The 19,225-nt window shown below is 61.7% G+C and carries 18 protein-coding genes and 1 other RNA gene; 15 read left to right on the top strand and 4 right to left on the bottom strand.

Going from position 1 to position 19,225, the window contains the following annotated elements; translation table 11 throughout:
• Positions 1-16: 16 nt before the first annotated feature.
• Positions 17-430, top strand: a complete 414-nt coding sequence (locus LVD08_RS10515; protein WP_027612189.1) for a ClpXP protease specificity-enhancing factor — start codon at positions 17-19, stop codon at positions 428-430.
• Positions 431-481: 51 nt separating this feature from the next.
• On the opposite strand, the gene LVD08_RS10510 is transcribed toward LVD08_RS10515, so the two are convergent.
• The 4 genes from LVD08_RS10510 to LVD08_RS10495 all read right to left on the bottom strand — a co-directional run bounded on the left by LVD08_RS10510 (position 482) and on the right by LVD08_RS10495 (position 3,928).
• Positions 482-1,060: a BON domain-containing protein gene (locus LVD08_RS10510; RefSeq protein WP_007961621.1), complete on the bottom strand. Its 579-nt coding sequence runs from the start codon at positions 1,058-1,060 to the stop codon at positions 482-484.
• Complete coding sequence (locus LVD08_RS10505; RefSeq protein ID WP_007961622.1) at positions 1,057-1,650, bottom strand: phosphoheptose isomerase; 594 nt, start codon at positions 1,648-1,650, stop codon at positions 1,057-1,059. The genes LVD08_RS10510 and LVD08_RS10505 overlap by 4 nt, the downstream gene beginning before the upstream one ends.
• A gap of 104 nt (positions 1,651-1,754) precedes the next feature.
• Positions 1,755-2,117, bottom strand: coding sequence for a YraN family protein (locus LVD08_RS10500; protein WP_007961623.1), 363 nt, complete (start codon positions 2,115-2,117; stop codon positions 1,755-1,757).
• Positions 2,117-3,928 carry a penicillin-binding protein activator gene (locus LVD08_RS10495; RefSeq protein ID WP_247268088.1) on the bottom strand — a complete coding sequence of 604 codons (1,812 nt, stop codon included), beginning with the start codon at positions 3,926-3,928 and terminating at the stop codon, positions 2,117-2,119. The genes LVD08_RS10500 and LVD08_RS10495 overlap by 1 nt, the downstream gene beginning before the upstream one ends.
• 177 nt (positions 3,929-4,105) lie before the next feature.
• On the opposite strand from LVD08_RS10495, the gene rsmI reads away from it, so the two are divergent.
• The 14 genes from rsmI (at position 4,106) to LVD08_RS10425 (ending at position 19,223) form a co-directional block, all read left to right on the top strand.
• Positions 4,106-5,011, top strand: a complete 906-nt coding sequence (gene rsmI / locus LVD08_RS10490) for a 16S rRNA (cytidine(1402)-2'-O)-methyltransferase (protein ID WP_247268087.1) — start codon at positions 4,106-4,108, stop codon at positions 5,009-5,011.
• Between the two features lie 73 nt (positions 5,012-5,084).
• Positions 5,085-5,438: RNase P RNA component class A (gene rnpB, locus LVD08_RS10485), an RNA gene on the top strand.
• 401 nt (positions 5,439-5,839) lie between these two features.
• Positions 5,840-6,295 carry a division/cell wall cluster transcriptional repressor MraZ gene (gene mraZ / locus LVD08_RS10480; protein ID WP_003228026.1) on the top strand — a complete coding sequence of 152 codons (456 nt, stop codon included), beginning with the start codon at positions 5,840-5,842 and terminating at the stop codon, positions 6,293-6,295.
• Positions 6,292-7,239, top strand: coding sequence for a 16S rRNA (cytosine(1402)-N(4))-methyltransferase RsmH (gene rsmH, locus LVD08_RS10475; protein ID WP_027612185.1), 948 nt, complete (start codon positions 6,292-6,294; stop codon positions 7,237-7,239). Before mraZ ends, rsmH begins: the two co-directional genes overlap by 4 nt.
• Positions 7,236-7,529, top strand: coding sequence for a cell division protein FtsL (gene ftsL / locus LVD08_RS10470; RefSeq protein WP_007961627.1), 294 nt, complete (start codon positions 7,236-7,238; stop codon positions 7,527-7,529). The genes rsmH and ftsL overlap by 4 nt, the downstream gene beginning before the upstream one ends.
• On the top strand, positions 7,529-9,268 hold the full coding sequence (locus tag LVD08_RS10465) for a peptidoglycan D,D-transpeptidase FtsI family protein (protein ID WP_171061849.1): 1,740 nt from the start codon (positions 7,529-7,531) through the stop codon (positions 9,266-9,268). Before ftsL ends, LVD08_RS10465 begins: the two co-directional genes overlap by 1 nt.
• Positions 9,268-10,731, top strand: coding sequence for a UDP-N-acetylmuramoyl-L-alanyl-D-glutamate--2,6-diaminopimelate ligase (locus LVD08_RS10460; RefSeq protein WP_247268086.1), 1,464 nt, complete (start codon positions 9,268-9,270; stop codon positions 10,729-10,731). The genes LVD08_RS10465 and LVD08_RS10460 overlap by 1 nt, the downstream gene beginning before the upstream one ends.
• Positions 10,724-12,091 carry a UDP-N-acetylmuramoyl-tripeptide--D-alanyl-D-alanine ligase gene (locus LVD08_RS10455; RefSeq protein ID WP_135296532.1) on the top strand — a complete coding sequence of 456 codons (1,368 nt, stop codon included), beginning with the start codon at positions 10,724-10,726 and terminating at the stop codon, positions 12,089-12,091. Before LVD08_RS10460 ends, LVD08_RS10455 begins: the two co-directional genes overlap by 8 nt.
• Positions 12,091-13,173, top strand: coding sequence for a phospho-N-acetylmuramoyl-pentapeptide-transferase (gene mraY / locus LVD08_RS10450; RefSeq protein WP_025109289.1), 1,083 nt, complete (start codon positions 12,091-12,093; stop codon positions 13,171-13,173). Before LVD08_RS10455 ends, mraY begins: the two co-directional genes overlap by 1 nt.
• 5 nt (positions 13,174-13,178) lie before the next feature.
• The gene (gene murD, locus LVD08_RS10445) at positions 13,179-14,525 is read left to right on the top strand and encodes a UDP-N-acetylmuramoyl-L-alanine--D-glutamate ligase (protein WP_247268085.1); all 1,347 of its coding nucleotides are present in this window, start codon (positions 13,179-13,181) and stop codon (positions 14,523-14,525) included.
• On the top strand, positions 14,522-15,739 hold the full coding sequence (gene ftsW, locus LVD08_RS10440) for a putative lipid II flippase FtsW (RefSeq protein WP_003228018.1): 1,218 nt from the start codon (positions 14,522-14,524) through the stop codon (positions 15,737-15,739). Before murD ends, ftsW begins: the two co-directional genes overlap by 4 nt.
• Positions 15,729-16,799 carry an undecaprenyldiphospho-muramoylpentapeptide beta-N-acetylglucosaminyltransferase gene (murG, locus tag LVD08_RS10435; protein WP_027612180.1) on the top strand — a complete coding sequence of 357 codons (1,071 nt, stop codon included), beginning with the start codon at positions 15,729-15,731 and terminating at the stop codon, positions 16,797-16,799. Before ftsW ends, murG begins: the two co-directional genes overlap by 11 nt.
• Complete coding sequence (gene murC / locus LVD08_RS10430) at positions 16,792-18,252, top strand: UDP-N-acetylmuramate--L-alanine ligase (RefSeq protein ID WP_007961634.1); 1,461 nt, start codon at positions 16,792-16,794, stop codon at positions 18,250-18,252. Before murG ends, murC begins: the two co-directional genes overlap by 8 nt.
• Entirely contained in the window at positions 18,249-19,223 is a 975-nt protein-coding gene (locus LVD08_RS10425; RefSeq protein WP_097086206.1) for a D-alanine--D-alanine ligase, read from the top strand. The genes murC and LVD08_RS10425 overlap by 4 nt, the downstream gene beginning before the upstream one ends.
• The last annotated feature ends 2 nt before the right edge of the window (positions 19,224-19,225 follow it).

Below are 19,225 nucleotides of genomic sequence, written 5' to 3'. Positions count from 1 at the left end.
GGCTTAAGGAGCCGCTATGAACTCCAGTCGACCTTATCTGGTCCGCGCGCTCTACGAGTGGATTGTGGATAACGATTGCACCCCGCACATGCTGGTCAATTCCGAATACCCGGCAGTGCAGGTGCCGCAGGGCTTCGCCAGTGACGGGCAGATTGTTCTGAACATTTCGCCCAGCGCCGTGCGCCACTTGCACATGGACAACGACGTGGTGACCTTCGAGGGTCGCTTCGGTGGCGTGCCGCACAGTCTGTATGTGCCAATCAGCGCGATTCTGGGCATCTACGCCCGGGAGAACGGGCAGGGCATGGTGTTCGATCTCGAGTCGCCGATGGATGACGAAGACGATATCGAGCCCGATGACGACTTGCCGCCACCGGGCAGCGAGCCGCCGCGACCAAGCGGCCGGCCAAGCTTGAAAGTGGTGAAGTAATAAAAAAGGCGATCCGGATGGATCGCCTTTTTTGTGTCTGCTCGTCGCGTATCAGTCGATGTATTCGAACAGCTTGACGATTTTCTGCACGCCGGAAACGCTTTGCACCAGATTGGTCGCCTGTTGGGCTTCCTGCTTGGTCAGCAGGCCCAGCAGATAGACGATGCCGTTCTCGGTCACGACCTTGATGCGCGAGCCGGGAATGCTGGCATCGGTCAGCATCTGGGTCTTGATCTTGGTGGTCAGCCAGGCGTCGTTCTGGCGGGCGAGGAAGCTCGACGGCGCAATCACTTGCAGCTCGTTGTGCACCTTCTTCACGCGCTGGACGTTGGCGGCGGCCTGTTCGGCCTTGGCCTTGAGGTCTTCGCGCGGCGTCTGGCCGGCGAGCAGCACCACGCCGTTAAAGCTGGTGACGACAATATGCGAGTCCTTGTCCAGGCCGGGGTCGGCCTTGGCCACGTTGACGCCGACTTTGGTCTCGATCAGCGAGTCGTCGATTTTGCTGCCGAAGGTTCGGGTGCCGCGGTCGTCTTCAATCGGCGCTTCACGGCTGGCATTCACCACCGAGGTGCAGCCGCTGATGCCGAGGCACAGGGTCAAGGCCAGAAGGCCAAGGCGATTAGGGGTCATTCTTCACTCCCGAACAGTTGGCTGTCGATCAGATCGCAGAGGCAATGGATCGCCAGCAGATGGACTTCCTGAATACGTGCAGTGACATGGGCCGGTACGCGAATCTCGACATCTTCAGGCAGCAGCAGCGAAGCCATGCCGCCGCCATCGCGGCCAGTCAATGCTACGACAATCATTTCGCGATCATGTGCGGCCTGGATCGCCTGAATAATGTTTGCCGAGTTACCGCTGGTCGAAATCGCCAGCAATACGTCGCCTGGTTGACCCAGTGCGCGGATCTGCTTGGAGAACACTTCGTTGTAGCTGTAGTCGTTGGCGATCGAGGTGATCGTCGAGCTGTCGGTGGTCAGGGCGATGGCCGGCAGGCTCGGGCGTTCGCGCTCGAAGCGGTTGAGCAGCTCCGAGGAGAAGTGCTGGGCGTCGCCGGCAGAGCCGCCGTTGCCGCACGAAAGCATTTTGCCTTCGTTGAGCAGGGCGTTGACCATGATCTGGCTGGCTTGCTCGATGTGCGGTGCAAGTACGTCCATCGCCTGTTGCTTGGTGTCGATACTGGCCTGGAAAAGCTGGCGAATTCGGGATTGCATGTCCATCTGTGTGACCTTAAGTAGCGCGGCTGTTCGGCACGTGAATGTGCAGCCCGCAAAGCAAAGAGCAAAAATTGTCGGTGAAAGTGTCCGGGGTGGTGTGCAGAGAATCAACCATCGAACGCATTCTGCAACCAGTTCAATTGATCCGGGTGCCTGTCGATGGCCACCACGTCGAAGCGGCAAGGGGAATCAGCCCAGCGTGACTCACGCTGAAGAAAATACTGCGCGGCGAAAATCAGTTTCTGCCGTTTGCGCTCATCGATGCTAGCGAGCGCGCCACCCCATTGAGTGTTTTTTCTGTAGCGGACTTCGACGAATACTACTGTATCGCCATCAAGCATGACCAGATCAAGCTCGCCCCGTTTGCATGACCAGTTCTGCGCCAGCAGGCGCAGGCCCTGGTGTTGCAGATGCTCGAGCGCCTGGCGCTCGGCATCCTTGCCGCTCTGCAGGTGCGAGCCGTCGGGCATCAGCGCGGGGTGTCCGGCAGGCGTTGAACCTGACCGTTGACGAACTGCGCCCATGGCAACTGACGCACCACGCGTTGGGTCTGGGTCATGCCCAGGCTGCCCGACTGACCTTCGATGCGGCTGTCCGGCAGCGCCTTCAACTGACCCAGGCGCGGTGCCAAGCGGTAGGCATCGACGCCCATGGCGTACAGGCGGCCAAGGCTACCGGCCGCTTGTGGCCATTGCGCGGTGACTTGCTGGCGCAGCGGGTCGTTGGCTTCCAGCAACCACGGGGTTTCGCAGAAGCGCACACCGTTCATGTCGTTGTACTGGTTCACATCGCCGCTGGCGCTGTAGACGTGGGAGGTCGCGTACACCGGAACATCGCCCGCGTACTGGAAGTTCAGGGTCGGCTTGATCTGCTGCGCCTGTTGCGGGGTGGCTGCGAGGAAGATGAACTCGATGTCCTGACGACGCGACGGCTGCGCGGCTACGTTGGTGCCAGCGGCGTTCTGCAGGCTCTTGGCGCGGGCTTCGCTCTGACGCAGCTGGAACATGTCGGCGATCTGCTGGGCCAGTTGCACCGGCTGATCGACACGCTCGGTGGCGACGATGCTGCCGCCATTGGCCTGCCAGTCCTGGCTGAACGCACGCAGTACGCGGTCGCCCCATTCGCCTTTCGGCACCATGATCGCCGCGCGATGCAGGCCGTCGGCGCGGGCACGACGCGAAACTTCGCGGGCTTCGTCTTCAGCCGCCAGACCGAACTGGAACAGTTGCGCCGGACCTTGATCGCCTTCGCTGTAGTTCAGCGCGAGGGTGGTGATCGGCAGTTGCGGACGTGTGCTCAGTTGTTTGACCAGCGGTTTTTCCAGCGGGCCGACCACCAGTTGCACGCCGTCAGCCTGAGCCTTGCGGTAGAACTCGTCCATCGAGGTCAGCTTGGAGCTGTCGTAGAACTCGATGGCGGGCGGCTTCTGGCCGGCCTGTTGCGCTTGATAGTGCGCCGCCATGAAACCTTCACGCAGGGCCTTGCCGACCGAGGCCAGCGGGCCGTCTTGCGGCAGCAGCAGGGCGATCTTGCTCAGGGGCTGGCTGGCCAGTTCCTTGAGTTTGGTCAGGGGCAGCGGCAGGTTGATTGCCGCCGGGTGTTTCGGGTTTTCTGCGCGCCAGGTATCGATCGCCGCTTGCTGCTGTTCCAGAGTGCCGGCGGTTTTCACGGCCAGGGCCAGACCCATCCAGCCGCCGAGATCGTCGGCGGTGTTGGGTTGCAACTGATCGGTCGGCAGCGAAGCGATCAGGGTCCAGATCGCTTCGTGGTTCTTGCTTGCGACTTCGCCTTTGAGCATTGGTGCGATGAAGATCCGCTCGCGGGCGGCCGCCAGGGTCTGGCCGTCGGCTTCCAGTGCGCGGGCATGCACGGTGCCGGTGCGCACTTGCTGATCTTCCGGCATTTCGCTCAGGTGCTGCAGGCTCGGATGGCTCAGGGCCGTCAGCGCGGCTTTCGGCTGATTGCGAGTCATCGCCAGCTCAGCGGACAGGGTGCTGGCGAAGATCTGCTGGCCTGGCTTCAACTGCTCCATCGGCACTTGTTGCAGGATCTGCGCGGACTGGCCGGCGTTGCCCTGGCGATAAGCCAGGTCTGCCGCACTCAAGCGCAACAGCGCGGCTTTTTCCGGCGTCTTGGCCTGGGTAGCCTGTTCGAGCAGTTGCTCGATGCTGGCATCCGGAGTCCGTGGAAGTTCGCCAAGGCTGGAGGAGGGGGAGCTGGCGCAGGCCGCCAGCAAGGCAGCGAGGCAGAGGGCAGTGAACAGCCGCAGGCAAGCGATCATGTAAGTGTTCCTGATACTCGATCAAATTAGTGTGGAATTGTACCCAAGCACTGGCCGGGGCGCGATGTTACTGGCGTGAATCAATCAATTTAGCTGGAGTAAATGTTGCAGCGGCGCACAACTGCGTGCAAAACCGCGCTTGGCGCATACGGTTCGCAAGCCTCGTGACGCGCTACAATGCCGGCTTTTACCGAACACGAGGTGTGCGCTTTGACTGCTCCAGGTCCTTTGAATTCCGCTGCTGGCTCGCTTTATGTGGTGGCGACGCCCATCGGCAACCTGGACGACATCAGCGCCCGGGCCCTGAAAATCCTCCGGGAAGTGGCGCTGATCGCCGCTGAAGACACGCGGCACTCGGCGCGGCTGATGCAGCACTTCGGCATTGCCACGCCGTTGGCCGCCTGCCATGAACACAATGAACGTGATGAAGGTAGCCGCTTTATTACCCGTTTGCTGGCGGGCGATAACGTCGCGCTGATTTCCGATGCGGGGACGCCGCTGATTTCCGATCCGGGTTATCACCTGGTGCGTCAGGCGCGGGCGGCGGGGATCAATGTGGTGCCGGTGCCGGGCGCCTGTGCTTTGATCGCGGCGCTGTCGGCGGCGGGCCTGCCCTCCGACCGGTTCATCTTCGAAGGCTTCCTGCCGGCCAAGTCGGTAGGACGCAAGGCGCGCCTGGACGCAGTCAAAGAAGAGCCGCGCACGCTGATTTTCTACGAGGCCCCGCATCGCATTCTCGAATGCCTGCAGGACATGGAAGCGGTGTTCGGTGGAGAGCGTCAGGCATTGCTGGCCCGGGAAATCACCAAGACTTTCGAGACGCTTAAGGGGTTGCCGCTGGCTGAGCTGCGTGCGTTTGTCGAGTCCGACAGCAATCAGCAGCGGGGGGAGTGTGTGGTGCTGGTCGCAGGCTGGTCTGCACCGGAGTCTGAAGATGCGGTCAGCAGTGAGGCGATGCGCGTGCTCAATTTGTTGCTCGAAGAGATGCCGCTCAAGCGCGCTGCCGCCCTGGCCGCGCAAATCACCGGCGAGCGCAAAAACGTGCTGTATCAGGTCGCACTGGAACAGCAGAAGGGCGAGTAACCCGTCGCGCAGACGGGTTTCACGGCTATTAGCGCTTGTTCTTCGGGCGCTCTGCCGTTAACCTGCGCGGCGGAGAGTCGATCGGACAGTCGCTGCCCTCTATGAAAATTAGGGGGGGGAGGAAAGTCCGGGCTCCATAGGGCGAAGTGCCAGGTAATGCCTGGGAGGCGTGAGCCTACGGAAAGTGCCACAGAAAATAACCGCCTAAGCGCTTCGGCGCCGGTAAGGGTGAAAAGGTGCGGTAAGAGCGCACCGCACGTCTGGCAACAGTTCGTGGCTAGGTAAACCCCACTTGGAGCAAGACCAAATAGGGTCCCAAGGCGTGGCCCGCGCTGGGACCGGGTAGGTTGCTAAAGATGTCCAGTGATGGCCATCGTAGACGAATGACTGTTCAAGACAGAACCCGGCTTACAGATCGACTCTCCACCTTTTTCTTTCCCTGCTTGAATCAATGGCATCAGGGCTGGTTATTATCGGCAGGCCTGCGCTAAAGTCCGGCAGCGGCACATGCAGTAATAGCCATTTCCCACCTTGCTTCAATCAACAGCAGAAGCGCTTTTGTAATACCGAAAAAATCTTACTCTTAACAAATCACTTTAACTTCCGAGCGCAGCTTTCACTGCTGCATCAAGTTATTGGTCAAAAGTGTCCGCCAAATTGTCGTTGCCCCTCCTTTTAAGCTCCTAAATCTCCGTTCTGTAAGGGTTTTCCTTTGATCCGCGCCTTGACGGTGTGGTGGGCGCATTCCTATAGTGTGCGCAAGTGGCGGAAAGTGGCATGAAGTGGGTTTTTTGAGCTCAAAACGATAAAAATTGGAGAAACGCTGACGTGTTTCGCGGAGCTAACGCTATCAGTCTCGATGCAAAGGGCCGTCTCGCCATGCCGAGCCGGTACCGTGACGAGCTCGTTTCGCGTAGTTCCGGCCAATTGATCGTGACCATTGATGCCGTTGATCCGTGCCTGTGTGTCTACCCGCTCGACGAATGGGAAATCATTGAAACCAAGTTGCGCGCACTCCCTTCGCTTCGCGAAGAGAACCGTCGCCTGCAGCGTTTATTGATTGGTAATGCCGTCGACCTCGAACTCGACGGCAGTGGTCGTTTTCTGGTTCCACCGCGTCTGCGCGAATACGCCAAGCTTGATAAGAAAGCGATGCTGGTGGGCCAACTGAACAAGTTCCAATTGTGGGACGAGGATGCATGGAACGCGGTGTCTGCCGCTGACCTTGCTGCTATTCAACAACCGGGCGCCATGCCTGACGAACTGCGTGATTTGATCCTGTGACTATTGATAGCGGCTTTAACCACATCACCGTACTGCTTGACGAAGCCGTCGAGGCTCTCGCCGTACGTCCTGATGGCTGCTATCTGGACGGTACGTTCGGGCGCGGCGGGCACAGTCGGCTGATCCTCAGCCAGCTCGGGACGGACGGTCGACTCATCGGGTTCGACAAAGATCCACAAGCGATTGCCACCGGGCAAACGCTAGCGGCCGAAGACGGCCGCTTTGTCGTTGTGCAGCGCAGCTTTGCCGAGCTGGGTTCGGTGGTTGCCGAGCGAGGTCTGAGCGGCAAGGTCAGCGGTATCCTGCTCGATCTCGGCGTGTCTTCGCCGCAGCTCGACGACGCCGAGCGCGGCTTCAGTTTCCTTAACGACGGCCCGCTGGACATGCGCATGGATCCGTCCCGTGGCATCAGCGCCGCCGAGTTCGTCAACACCGCGCCGGTGGAAGAAATCGCCCGGGTGTTCAAGGAATACGGCGAAGAACGTTTCTCCGGGCGCATGGCCCGTGCCGTGGCCGAGCGCCGCGACATCAAGCCGTTCGAGCGCACCGCTGATCTGGCTGAAGTCTTGAAAGTCGCCAACCCGGCGTGGGAGAAGGGCAAGAACCCGGCGACCCGTGCATTCCAGGGTTTGCGCATTCACGTCAACAACGAACTGGGCGATCTGGAAGCCGGCCTCGAAGCCGCACTGGATGCTCTGGAGATCGGTGGCCGTCTGGTGGTCATCAGCTTCCACTCGCTGGAAGACCGCATCGTCAAACTGTTCATGCGCAAGCTGGTGAAAGGCGAAGCTGACAACCTGCCACGCAACCTGCCCGTGCGCCACGTGGCGTTCGAACCGAAAATCAAAATCCACGGCAAAGCGCAGACGGCCTCCGACGCCGAACTCAAAGCCAACCCACGTTCCCGTAGCGCTGTCATGCGTGTCGCGGAGAAGTTGCGGTGAGCAAGCTTTTCGCCAAGCCCCTGCCGGGCGGCAGCTTTATCATGCTGCTGCTGTTTATCGGCGTGCTCGTGTCGGCCATCGGCGTGTCTTACAGCGCGCACTGGAACCGGCAGTTGCTCAACAATCTTTATAACGAACTCAGCGTGCGCGACAAGGCGCAGGCCGAGTGGGGGCGCCTGATTCTCGAGCAAAGCACCTGGACTGCGCACAGCCGCATCGAAGTGCTGGCCACCGAACAACTGAAAATGCACATCCCTGGCGCGGCTGACGTGAAGATGGTGGCGCCATGATGAAACTCGAAGGGGCACTCTTTCCGTGGCGCTTCCGCCTGATGGTGGCACTGCTGGGCGTGATGGTTGCGGCGATCTGCTGGCGCATCATCGACCTGCAAGTGGTTGACCGTGACTTCCTCAAAGGTCAGGGCGATGCGCGCAGCCTGCGTCATATTCCGATTCCTGCTCACCGTGGTCTGATCACCGACCGTAACGGCGAGCCGTTGGCCGTGAGCACCCCGGTGACGACCCTGTGGGCCAACGCCAAGGAAATGCAGACCGCCAAAGAGAAGTGGCCGGCGCTGGCCGCTGCGCTGGGGCAGGATCCGAAAGCCCTGGCCGAACGTCTCGAAGCCCAGGCCAACAAAGAGTTCATTTATCTGGTGCGCGGGCTGACCCCCGAGCAGGGCCAGGCTGTGCTCGATCTGAAAGTGCCGGGCGTTTACGGCATCGAAGAATTCCGCCGCTTCTATCCGGCCGGTGAAGTTACCGCGCACATGGTCGGCTTTACCGACATTGACGATCACGGGCGTGAAGGCGTCGAGCTGGCCTACGACGAGTGGCTGGCCGGGGTGCCGGGCAAGCGGCAGGTCATCAAGGATCGGCGCGGTCGGCTGATCAAGGATGTCCAGGTCACCAAGAACGCCAAGGCCGGCAAGCCCTTGGCGTTGTCGATTGACCTGCGTCTGCAATACCTGGCCAACCGCGAGCTGCGCAACGCGATCATCGAGAACGGCGCCAAGGCCGGTAGCCTGGTGATCATGGACGTGAAGACCGGCGAGATTCTCGCCATGGTCAACCAGCCGACCTACAACCCGAACAACCGTCGCAATCTGCAGCCGGCGATGATGCGTAATCGCGCGATGATCGACGTGTTCGAACCGGGTTCGACCATGAAAGCGATCTCGATGAGTGCCGCGATCGAAACCGGCCGCTGGAAACCGAGCGACACCGTCGAGGTGTACCCGGGCTCCCTGCAGATCGGCAAGTACACCATCAAGGACGTGTCGAAGACCGAAGGTCCGGTACTCGACCTGACCGGCATTCTGATCAACTCCAGTAACGTCGGCATGAGTAAGGTTGCGTTCGATATTGGTGGCGAAACCATTTTCCGCCTCGCACAGAAAGTCGGCCTCGGCCAGGACACCGGCCTCGGCTTCCCGGGCGAACGCGTCGGCAACCTGCCGAACTACCGCGAATGGCGCAAGGCTGAAACCGCGACGCTGTCTTACGGATACGGTATTTCCGTGACCGCGATCCAGCTGGTGCACGCGTTCTCGGCACTGGCCAACAATGGCCGTCTCGCACCGCTGACCCTGATCAAAACCGACAAGCCGCCGCAGACCACCCAGGTACTGCCGGAAGCGGTCGCGAAAACCATGCAAGGCATGCTGCAGCAAGTGATTGAAGCACCGCGCGGCGTGTTCCGTGCGCAGGTGCCGGCGTATCACGTGGCCGGCAAGTCGGGTACTGCACGTAAAACGTCGGTGGGCACCAAGGGCTACGCCGAAAACTCGTACCGTTCGTTGTTCGCCGGTTTCGGCCCGATGAGCGATCCGCGTTACGCCATCGTGGTGGTGATCGATGAACCGTCCAAGGCCGGTTACTTCGGTGGTCTGGTGTCGGCACCGGTGTTCAGCCGTGTGATGTCCGGCACCCTGCGTCTAATGAACGTGACCCCGGACAACCTGCCGACCACCCAACAGGCCAACGCTACGCCGGTCGTTCCGCTGAAAGCCAATGGAGGGCGCGGTTGATGTCTCTGAGTCTGAACAAGATATTCCCCCACGCCGGCCACGATCTGCTGATCCGTGAATTGGCGCTGGACAGCCGCAACGTACGCGCCGGTGACCTGTTCCTCGCCGTGCCGGGCGGCAAGTTCGATGGCCGTGCGCACATCGCCGATGCCTTGCAGCGCGGCGCGGCGGCGGTTGCCTATGAAGTGGAAGGCGCCACCGTGCTGCCGATCACCGAAGTGCCGTTGATTCCGGTCAAAGGCCTGGCGGCGCAGCTGTCCGACATCGCCGGGCGCTTTTATGGCGAACCGAGCCATCACCTGAACCTGGTCGGGGTCACTGGCACCAACGGCAAGACCAGCGTGACCCAACTGGTCGCGCAGGCACTGGATCTGCTCGGTCAGCACTGCGGCATCGTCGGTACGCTGGGCTCCGGCTTCTATGGCGCGCTGGAAAGCGGCCTGCACACCACGCCGAATCCGATCGCCGTGCAAGCGACCCTTGGCGACCTGAAGAAGGCCGGGGCTAAAGCCGTGGCCATGGAAGTGTCGTCTCACGGTCTGGATCAGGGCCGCGTTACCGCATTGGCGTTCGACGTCGCGGTTATGACCAACCTGTCCCGCGATCACCTGGATTATCACGGCACCATGGAGGCGTATGCCGAGGCCAAGGCCAAGCTGTTCGCCTGGAATGACCTGAAGTGCCGCGTGGTCAACCTCGACGACGATTTTGGTCGGCAACTGGCCGCCGAAAAACGCGATTCGCGCCTGATCACTTACAGCCTGCTTGACAGCAGCGCCTATCTCTATGTCCGCGAAGCGCAGTTCGATGACCACGGCGTACGCGCCACGCTGGTCACGCCGCAGGGCGAACATCATCTGCGCAGCACGCTGCTCGGTCGTTTCAACCTGAGCAATGTACTGGCGGCGGTCGGCGCTTTGCTCGGTCTGGATTACGCGCTCGACGAAATTCTCAAGGTGCTGCCGAAACTCGAAGGCCCGGCCGGACGCATGCAGCGTCTGGGTGGCGGCACTCAGCCGCTGGTGGTGGTCGATTACGCCCACACCCCGGATGCGCTGGAAAAGGTTCTGACTGCATTGCGCCCACACGTCAAAGGCCAGTTGCTGTGCCTGTTCGGCTGTGGCGGTGATCGTGATCGCGGCAAGCGTCCGCTGATGGCCGAAGTGGTCGAGCGTCTGGCTGATCGTGTACTGGTCACCGATGACAACCCGCGTACGGAAGACCCGGCGCAGATTTTCGACGACATCCGCGCCGGTTTCAGCGCTGTGGATAACGTCACCTTCGTCGCCGGCCGTGGTCAGGCGATTGCGCAACTGATCGCTGGCGCTTCGGCGGATGACGTGATCGTGCTGGCCGGTAAAGGTCACGAGGACTATCAGGAAATCAACGGCGAGCGGCACGCTTTCTCCGATCTGGTCGAGGCCGATCATGCCCTCACCGCGTGGGAGGTGGCCCATGCTTAAGGCCCTGACATTGAGCGAGCTGACCAACGTGCTCGACGCACGTCTGATCAGCAGCGACGCCAGTTTTGATGGCGTCAGCATCGACAGCCGTGCGATCACCGCTGGCCAACTGTTTATTGCCCTGACTGGCCCGCGCTTCGATGGTCACGACTATCTGAACGACGTCGCCGGCAAGGGCGCGGTGGCGGCACTGGTCGAGCGCGAGGTCGTCGACAGCACCTTGCCGCAACTGCTGGTCAAGGACACCCGTCAGGCCCTCGGCCAGTTGGGTGCGTTGAACCGTGCCGCATTCACCCAGCCAGTCGCGGCCATCACTGGCTCCAGCGGCAAGACCACGGTCAAGGAAATGCTCGCGAGCATCCTGCGTACCCGCGGTCCGGTGCTGGCGACGCGCGGCAATCTGAACAATGATCTGGGCGCACCGCTGACCCTGCTCGAACTGGCCCCGGAACACACCGCCGCCGTGATCGAACTGGGCGCTTCGCGTCTGGGTGAAATCGCCTACACCGTCGGGCTGACCAAGCCACACGTGGCGATCCTCAACAACGCTGGCACCGCCCACGTTGGCGAGTTCGGCGGGCCGGAAAAAATCGTCGAAGCCAAAGGCGAGATTATCGACGGGCTGGCGGCGGATGGCGTCGCTGTGCTCAACCTCGATGACAAGGCCTTTGGTATCTGGAAGCTCCGCGCCGGCGCACGCAAGGTGCTGACCTTCTCCCTTAACAATCCTCAGGCAGACTTCTACGCCAGCGACCTGAGCACTGATGCCCGGGGTTGCCCGGCCTTCAACCTGCATACACCTGAAGGTGTGGAGCACGTTCAACTGAACCTGCTCGGCACCCATAACGTGGCCAACGCCATGGCTGCCGCCGCTGCCGCTCACGCCTTGGGCGTGTCGCTGTTCGGCATTGCCACCGGGCTTGGCGCGGTACAACCGGTCAAGGGTCGCACCGTCGCGCAACTGGCGAAGAACGGTATGCGCGTGATCGATGACACTTACAACGCAAACCCCACCTCCATGTGCGCTGCCGTTGATATACTCGCCGGCTTTTCCGGCCGCACCGTCCTGGTGCTCGGAGATATCGGCGAGTTGGGCGACTGGGCGGAGCAGGGGCACCGCGACGTGGGCGAATATGCCCGGGGCAAGGTTTCCGCGCTTTACGCGGTCGGGCCGAACATGGTCCACGCCGTGAACGCATTCGGCAAAGAGGCGCATCACTTCGGCACGCAAGCCGAACTGATCCAGGCCCTCGACGCCGAGCAGGACACAAACACCACCATTTTGATCAAGGGTTCGCGCAGTGCAGCGATGGAAAACATCGTTGCGGCTCTGTGCGGGTCCAGTCTGGAGAAACATTAATGCTGCTGCTGCTAGCGGAGTATCTGCAACAGTTCTACAAAGGCTTCGCGGTCTTCCAGTACCTGACCCTGCGCGGGATCCTCGGTGTGCTGACCGCGCTGGTTTTGTCGCTGTGCTATGGCCCGTGGATGATCCGCACCCTGCAGAACCGTCAGATCGGCCAGTCCGTTCGTAATGACGGCCCGCAATCGCACCTGTCCAAGTCGGGTACGCCAACCATGGGTGGCGCACTGATTTTGTCTTCCATCGGTGTCAGCACCCTGCTATGGGCTGACCTGAGCAACCGCTACGTGTGGGTCGTTCTGCTGGTGACGCTGCTGTTCGGCGCCATCGGCTGGGTCGACGATTACCGCAAAGTGATCGAGAAGAACTCCCGTGGCTTGCCAAGCCGCTGGAAATATTTCTGGCAGTCGGTCTTTGGCCTGGGCGCAGCGATCTTCCTTTATATGACCGCGACCACGCCGGTGGAGACCACGCTGATCCTGCCCATGCTCAAGGACTACAGCATTCCGCTGGGGGCCGGTTTCATCGTGCTGACCTACTTCGTGATCGTCGGTTCGAGCAACGCGGTCAACCTGACCGACGGCCTCGACGGTCTGGCGATCATGCCAACCGTGATGGTCGGCGGCGGTCTGGGGATCTTCTGCTACCTGTCGGGTAACGTGAAATTCGCTGAATACCTGCTGATCCCTTACGTGCCGGGTGCGGGCGAACTGATCGTGTTCTGCGGCGCACTGATCGGTGCCGGCCTCGGATTCCTCTGGTTCAACACTTACCCGGCGCAAGTGTTCATGGGCGATGTCGGTGCTCTGGCACTGGGCGCGGCACTGGGCACCATCGCAGTGATCGTCCGTCAGGAAATCGTCCTGTTCATCATGGGCGGCGTGTTCGTGATGGAAACCCTGTCGGTGGTTATCCAGGTTGCCTCTTTCAAGCTGACCGGTCGCCGTGTGTTCCGCATGGCACCGATTCACCACCACTTTGAACTCAAGGGCTGGCCCGAGCCACGCGTGATCGTCCGTTTCTGGATCATCACCGTGATTCTCGTGTTGATCGGCCTTGCCACCCTGAAGCTGAGGTAGAACGAGTGTCTCTGATCGCTTCTGACCACTTCCGCATCGTTGTCGGCCTCGGCAAGAGCGGCATGTCCCTGGTTCGCTTCCTGGCGAACCGGGGCGTGTCGTTTGCCGTCGCCGATACGCGGGACAATCCACCGGAACTGGCCACGCTCAAGCGTGACTATCCGCACGTGGAAGTGCGTTGTGGCGAGCTGGACGTCGAATTCCTTTGCCGTGCCGACGAGCTCTACGTGAGCCCCGGCCTGGCGCTGGCGACCCCGGGCCTGCAAGCCGCTGCAGCCCGTGGCGTGAAAATGGCCGGCGATATCGAGCTGTTCGCGCGTAACGCGCGGGCGCCGATCGTGGCCATCACCGGTTCCAACGCGAAAAGCACCGTCACCACTCTGGTCGGCGAGATGGCGGCTGCGGCCGGCAAACGCGTCGCGGTCGGCGGCAACCTCGGTACGCCAGCGCTGGAATTGCTCAGCGATGACGTCGAGCTGTACGTGATGGAGCTGTCGAGCTTCCAGCTGGAAACCACCGACCAGCTCAACGCTGAAGTGGCCACCGTGCTGAACATCAGCGAAGACCACATGGACCGCTACAGCGGCCTGCCGGCGTATCACCTGGCCAAGCACCGGATCTTCCGTGGCGCGAAGCAGTTCGTGGTCAACCGTCAGGACGCACTCAGCCGTCCGCTGATCGGCGAGGGTCAGCCATGCTGGACCTTCGGCCTGAACAAACCGGATTTCAAGGCCTTCGGCCTGCGCGAAGAAGACGGCGAGAAATACCTGGCCTTCGAATTCCAGAACCTGATGCCGGTGCGCGAACTGAAAGTGCGCGGCGCGCATAACCAGGCGAACGCCCTCGCGGCGCTGGCGCTGGGACATGCGGTCGGCCTGCCGTTCGACGCCATGCTTGATGCCCTGCGTAACTTCACCGGCCTCGAACACCGCTGCCAGTGGCTGCGTGATCTCGACGGCGTCGGTTACTACAACGATTCCAAAGCCACCAACGTCGGCGCCGCTCTGGCTGCCATCGAAGGCCTGGGTGCGGACATCGACGGCAAGGTCGTGCTGATCGCCGGTGGCGACGGCAAGGGCGCCGAGTTCAAGGATCTGCGTGATCCAGTGGCGGCCAACTGCCGCGCCGTGATCCTGATGGGCCGCGACTCCGACAAGATCGGTGAGGCTATCGGTGACGCCGTGCCACTGATTCGCGCGACCTCGCTGGTCGACGCCGTTGCGCAGTGCCGCGCAGTCGCCCAGCCGGGTGACGTGGTGCTGCTGTCGCCGGCCTGCGCCAGTTTCGACATGTTCAAGAATTACGAAGACCGTGGTCACCAGTTCGTCCGCGCCGTGGAGGATCTGGCATGAGCCTGCGCAATATCATCAAGCCGTACCCGTCGCCGATCATCACCGGGCGTGGCATCGACCTCGACTTCCCGATGCTCGCCGGTTGCCTGGCGCTCCTGGGCCTGGGCCTGATCATGATCGCCTCGGCCTCCACTGAAGTGGCGGCGGCGCAGTCGGGCAGCGCGCTGTATTACATGATTCGCCACCTGATCTACGTGGCGCTAGGCCTCGGCGCGTGCATCATCACCATGATGATTCCGATTGCCACCTGGCAGCGTCTGGGCTGGATGATGCTGATCGGCGCATTCGGTCTGCTGGTGATGGTGATCGTCCCGGGGATCGGCCGTGAGGTGAACGGGTCGATGCGCTGGATCGGTTTCAGCTTCTTCAACGTTCAGCCGTCCGAGATCGCCAAGGTGTTTGTGGTGATCTACCTCGCCGGTTATCTGGTGCGTCGGCAGAAAGAAGTGCGCGAGAGCTGGATGGGCTTCTTCAAGCCATTCATCGTGCTGCTGCCGATGGCGGGTCTGTTGCTGATGGAGCCGGACTTCGGTGCCACCGTGGTAATGATGGGGGCTGCGGCGGCGATGCTGTTCCTCGGCGGAGTCGGGCTGTTCCGCTTCTCGCTGATGGTGGTTCTCGCAGTCGGGGCCGTGGTCTTGCTGATTCAGATGCAGCCGTACCGGATGGCGCGTCTGACCAACTTCGCCGACCCGTGGGCCGACCAGTTCGGCGCCGGTTATCAGTTGTCGCAGGCGTTGATCGCCTTCGGTCGCGGTGAATGGCTGGGCGTCGGCCTGGGCAACAGCGTGCAGAAACAGTTCTACCTTCCTGAAGCGCACACCGACTTCGTGTTCTCGGTGCTGGCCGAAGAGCTCGGCGCCGTCGGTTCGCTGTGCACCGTGGCGCTGTTCGTCTTCGTGTGTATTCGCGGTATGTACATCGGTCTGTGGGCCGAGAAAGCCAAGCAGTTCTTCGCTGCTTATGTGGCTTACGGTCTGTCGTTCCTGTGGATCGGCCAGTTCCTGATCAACATCGGCGTGAACGTCGGTCTGCTGCCGACCAAAGGCCTGACCCTGCCGTTCCTCAGTTATGGCGGCAGTTCCCTGGTGATCTGCTGCGCCTGCCTCGGCCTGTTGCTGAGGATCGAGTGGGAGAGTCGAACCCACCTGGGCAGTGAAGAGATGGAGTTCCATGAGAGCGACTTCGCCGAGGAGCCGAACCATGGGCGCTAACGTATTGATCATGGCCGGCGGCACCGGCGGCCACGTGTTCCCGGCGCTGTCCTGTGCCCGCGAATTCCAGGCGCGCGGCTACACCGTGCACTGGCTCGGCACGCCACGCGGAATCGAAAACGAACTGGTGCCGGCTGCAGGTCTGGAACTGCACCGCATCAATGCCACCGGGTTGCGTGGCAAGGGCAAGCTGTCGCTGCTCAAGGCACCGTTCATGTTGCTCAAGTCGGTGTGGCAGGCGCGGGCGGTGATTCGCAAGTTGCGTCCAGTCTGCGTGGTCGGCTTCGGTGGTTATGTGACCGGGCCTGGCGGGATTGCCGCGAAACTGGCCGGTGTGCCGGTGATCGTTCACGAGCAGAACGCCGTGGCCGGCACCGCCAATCGGTTGCTGGTGCCGTTCGCCGCCCGGGTGTGTGAAGCGTTCCCCGACACCTTTACTCTGTCGGACACCCGCCGTACCACCGGAAACCCGGTGCGCAGCGAGCTGTTCCTCGAAACATCGCGACCGGCTCTGGCCGGGCGCAAAGCGCGTTTGCTGATCCTCGGCGGAAGCCTGGGCGCAGAACCGTTGAACAAGTTGCTGCCTGAAGCCCTGGCGCAAGTCCCTGCCGATTTGCGTCCGGAAGTGTTTCATCAGGCCGGCAAAAACCACGATGAAGTGACTGCAGAGCGCTACCGCGCCGCCGGCGTGGATGCGCAGGTGCAGCCCTTTATCAAAGACATGGCCCAAGCCTATGGCTGGGCTGACCTGGTGGTGTGCCGCGCTGGCGCGCTGACCATCAGTGAGCTGGCTGCCGTTGGTCTGCCCTCGATGCTGGTGCCTTTGCCCCACGCGATCGACGATCACCAGACCCGCAACGCCGATTATTTGGCCCGTGAAGGCGCAGCCTTCGTGATGCCGCAAAGAACGACTGGTGCCGCGGACCTTGCCGCGCGCCTGACAGAGGTCTTGATGCAACCGCAACGACTCGAAGAAATGGCCCAAGCGGCCCGCCGTCTGGCCAAACCCGATGCCACCCGTAGCGTGGTCGATACCTGTCTGGAGGTGGCTCATGGTTGAGAATCAGAAAGCCATGCCACAACCGGAAATGCGCCGCATCCGTCGTATCCACTTCGTCGGTATCGGCGGCGTGGGCATGTGCGGGATTGCCGAAGTGTTGCTGAACCTGGGCTACGAAGTGTCCGGTTCCGACCTGAAGGCTTCGCCGGTGACCGAGCGTCTGGAATCGTTCGGTGCGCACATCTATATCGGCCACCGTGCCGAGAACGCTGCGACCGCCGATGTGCTGGTGGTTTCCAGCGCTGTGAACACCTCCAACCCGGAAGTGGCGACCGCCCTTGAGCGTCGTATCCCGGTGGTACCGCGTGCCGAAATGCTCGCCGAGCTGATGCGCTATCGCCACGGCATCGCCGTCGCCGGCACCCACGGCAAAACCACCACCACCAGTCTGATCGCTTCGGTGTTCGCTGCCGGTGGCCTCGATCCGACCTTCGTCATCGGTGGTCGTCTGAATGCCGCGGGCACCAATGCCCAGCTCGGCACCAGCCGCTACCTGATCGCCGAAGCCGACGAAAGCGACGCGAGCTTCCTGCACCTGCAACCGCTGGTAGCGGTGGTGACCAACATCGACGCCGATCACATGGCCACCTACGACGGTGACTTCAACAAACTGAAGAAAACCTTCGTCGAGTTCCTGCACAACCTGCCGTTCTACGGTTTGGCGGTGATGTGCCTGGACGATCCGGTGGTGCGCGAAATCCTGCCACTGGTCAAGCGTCCAACCGTGACCTACGGCTTCAGCGAAGACGCCGACGTGCGCGCGATCAATGTGCGCCAGCAAGGCATGCAGACCTTCTTCACCGTACTGCGCCCGGATCGCGAGCCGCTGGACGTGTCCGTGAACATGCCGGGCAACCACAACGTGCTCAACTCGCTGGCGACCATCTGCATCGCCACCGACGAAGGCGTCAGTGACGAAGCCATCGTTCAGGGCCTGTCCGGGTTCCAGGGCGTTGGCCGACGCTTCCAGGTCTACGGCGAATTGCCGGTGGACGGCGGTAACGTGATGCTGGTCGACGACTACGGTCACCACCCGACCGAAGTCGCCGCCGTGATCAAAGCCGTGCGCGGTGGCTGGCCGGAGCGCCGTCTGGTGATGGTCTACCAGCCGCACCGTTACAGCCGCACCCGCGACCTGTACGACGATTTCGTCAATGTACTGGCCGATGCCAACGTGCTGCTGCTGATGGAAGTCTATCCGGCCGGCGAAGAGCCGATCCCGGGCGCGGACAGCCGCAAGCTGTGCAACAGCATCCGTCAGCGCGGTCAGCTCGACCCGATCTACATCGAGCGCGGTGTCGACCTCGCGCCGCTGGTCAAGCCGCTGCTGCGTGCCGGCGACATCCTGCTGTGCCAGGGCGCCGGGGATATCGGCGGTCTCGCGCCGAAGCTGTTGAAAAGTGAATTGTTCGCCGGCGCCGTGGCTGCGTCGGTCGAGGGGAAGTTGAAATGACTGCTGCCTACGCCAACCTGTTCTCCACCATCGCGCCGAAAGATTTCGGCCGTGTCGCCGTGCTGTTCGGTGGCATGAGTGCCGAGCGTGAGGTTTCGCTGAAATCCGGTAACGCCGTGCTCGACGCGCTGCAAAGCGCGGGCGTGGACGCGTTCGGGATCGACGTCGGCGAGGATTTTCTGCAGCGTCTGCTGAATGAAAAGATCGACCGCGCGTTCATCATTCTCCACGGTCGTGGCGGTGAAGACGGCTCGATGCAGGGCCTGCTCGAATGCGCCGGCATTCCCTACACCGGCAGCGGCATCCTCGCTTCGGCACTGGCGATGGACAAACTGCGCACCAAGCAGGTCTGGCACAGCCTCGGGATTCCGACGCCGCGTCACGCCGTGCTGTGCAGCGAAGCCGATTGTATTTGCGCGGCGACGGAACTGGGCTTCCCTTTGATCGTCAAACCGGCGCATGAAGGTTCAAGTATCGGGATGGCCAAAGTGAGTTCTGCGTCCGAGTTGATCGACGCATGGAAAGCGGCCAGTACCTACGATTCGCAAGTCTTGGTTGAACAATGGATTCAAGGTCCGGAGTTCACCATCGCCACTCTGCGTGACCAGGTGTTGCCTCCTATCGCCCTGGGTACACCGCACACGTTCTACGACTACGACGCCAAGTACATCGCCAACGATACCCAGTACCGCATTCCGTGCGGGCTGGATGCCGCCAAGGAGCAGGAACTCATGGATCTCACGGCCAAGGCCTGTGAGGCGCTGGGTATTGCCGGTTGGGGCAGGGCGGACGTGATGCAGGACGCCGACGGACAGTTCTGGTTCCTGGAAGTGAACACCGCACCGGGCATGACCGATCACAGTCTGGTGCCGATGGCGGCCCGTGCTGCCGGTCTGGACTTCCAGCAACTGGTTCTGGCCATTCTGGCCGCCAGTGTTGAAGGCTCCGGTAACACAGAGGCGCGAGGTTAAGA

Origin of the sequence: Pseudomonas sp. YL2, from assembly GCF_023063025.1 — a bacterium.
Taxonomy (GTDB): domain Bacteria; phylum Pseudomonadota; class Gammaproteobacteria; order Pseudomonadales; family Pseudomonadaceae; genus Aquipseudomonas; species Aquipseudomonas putida_A.
Note: the sequence above shows the minus strand (reverse complement) of the source record. Positions and strands in the feature narration are given on the sequence as shown.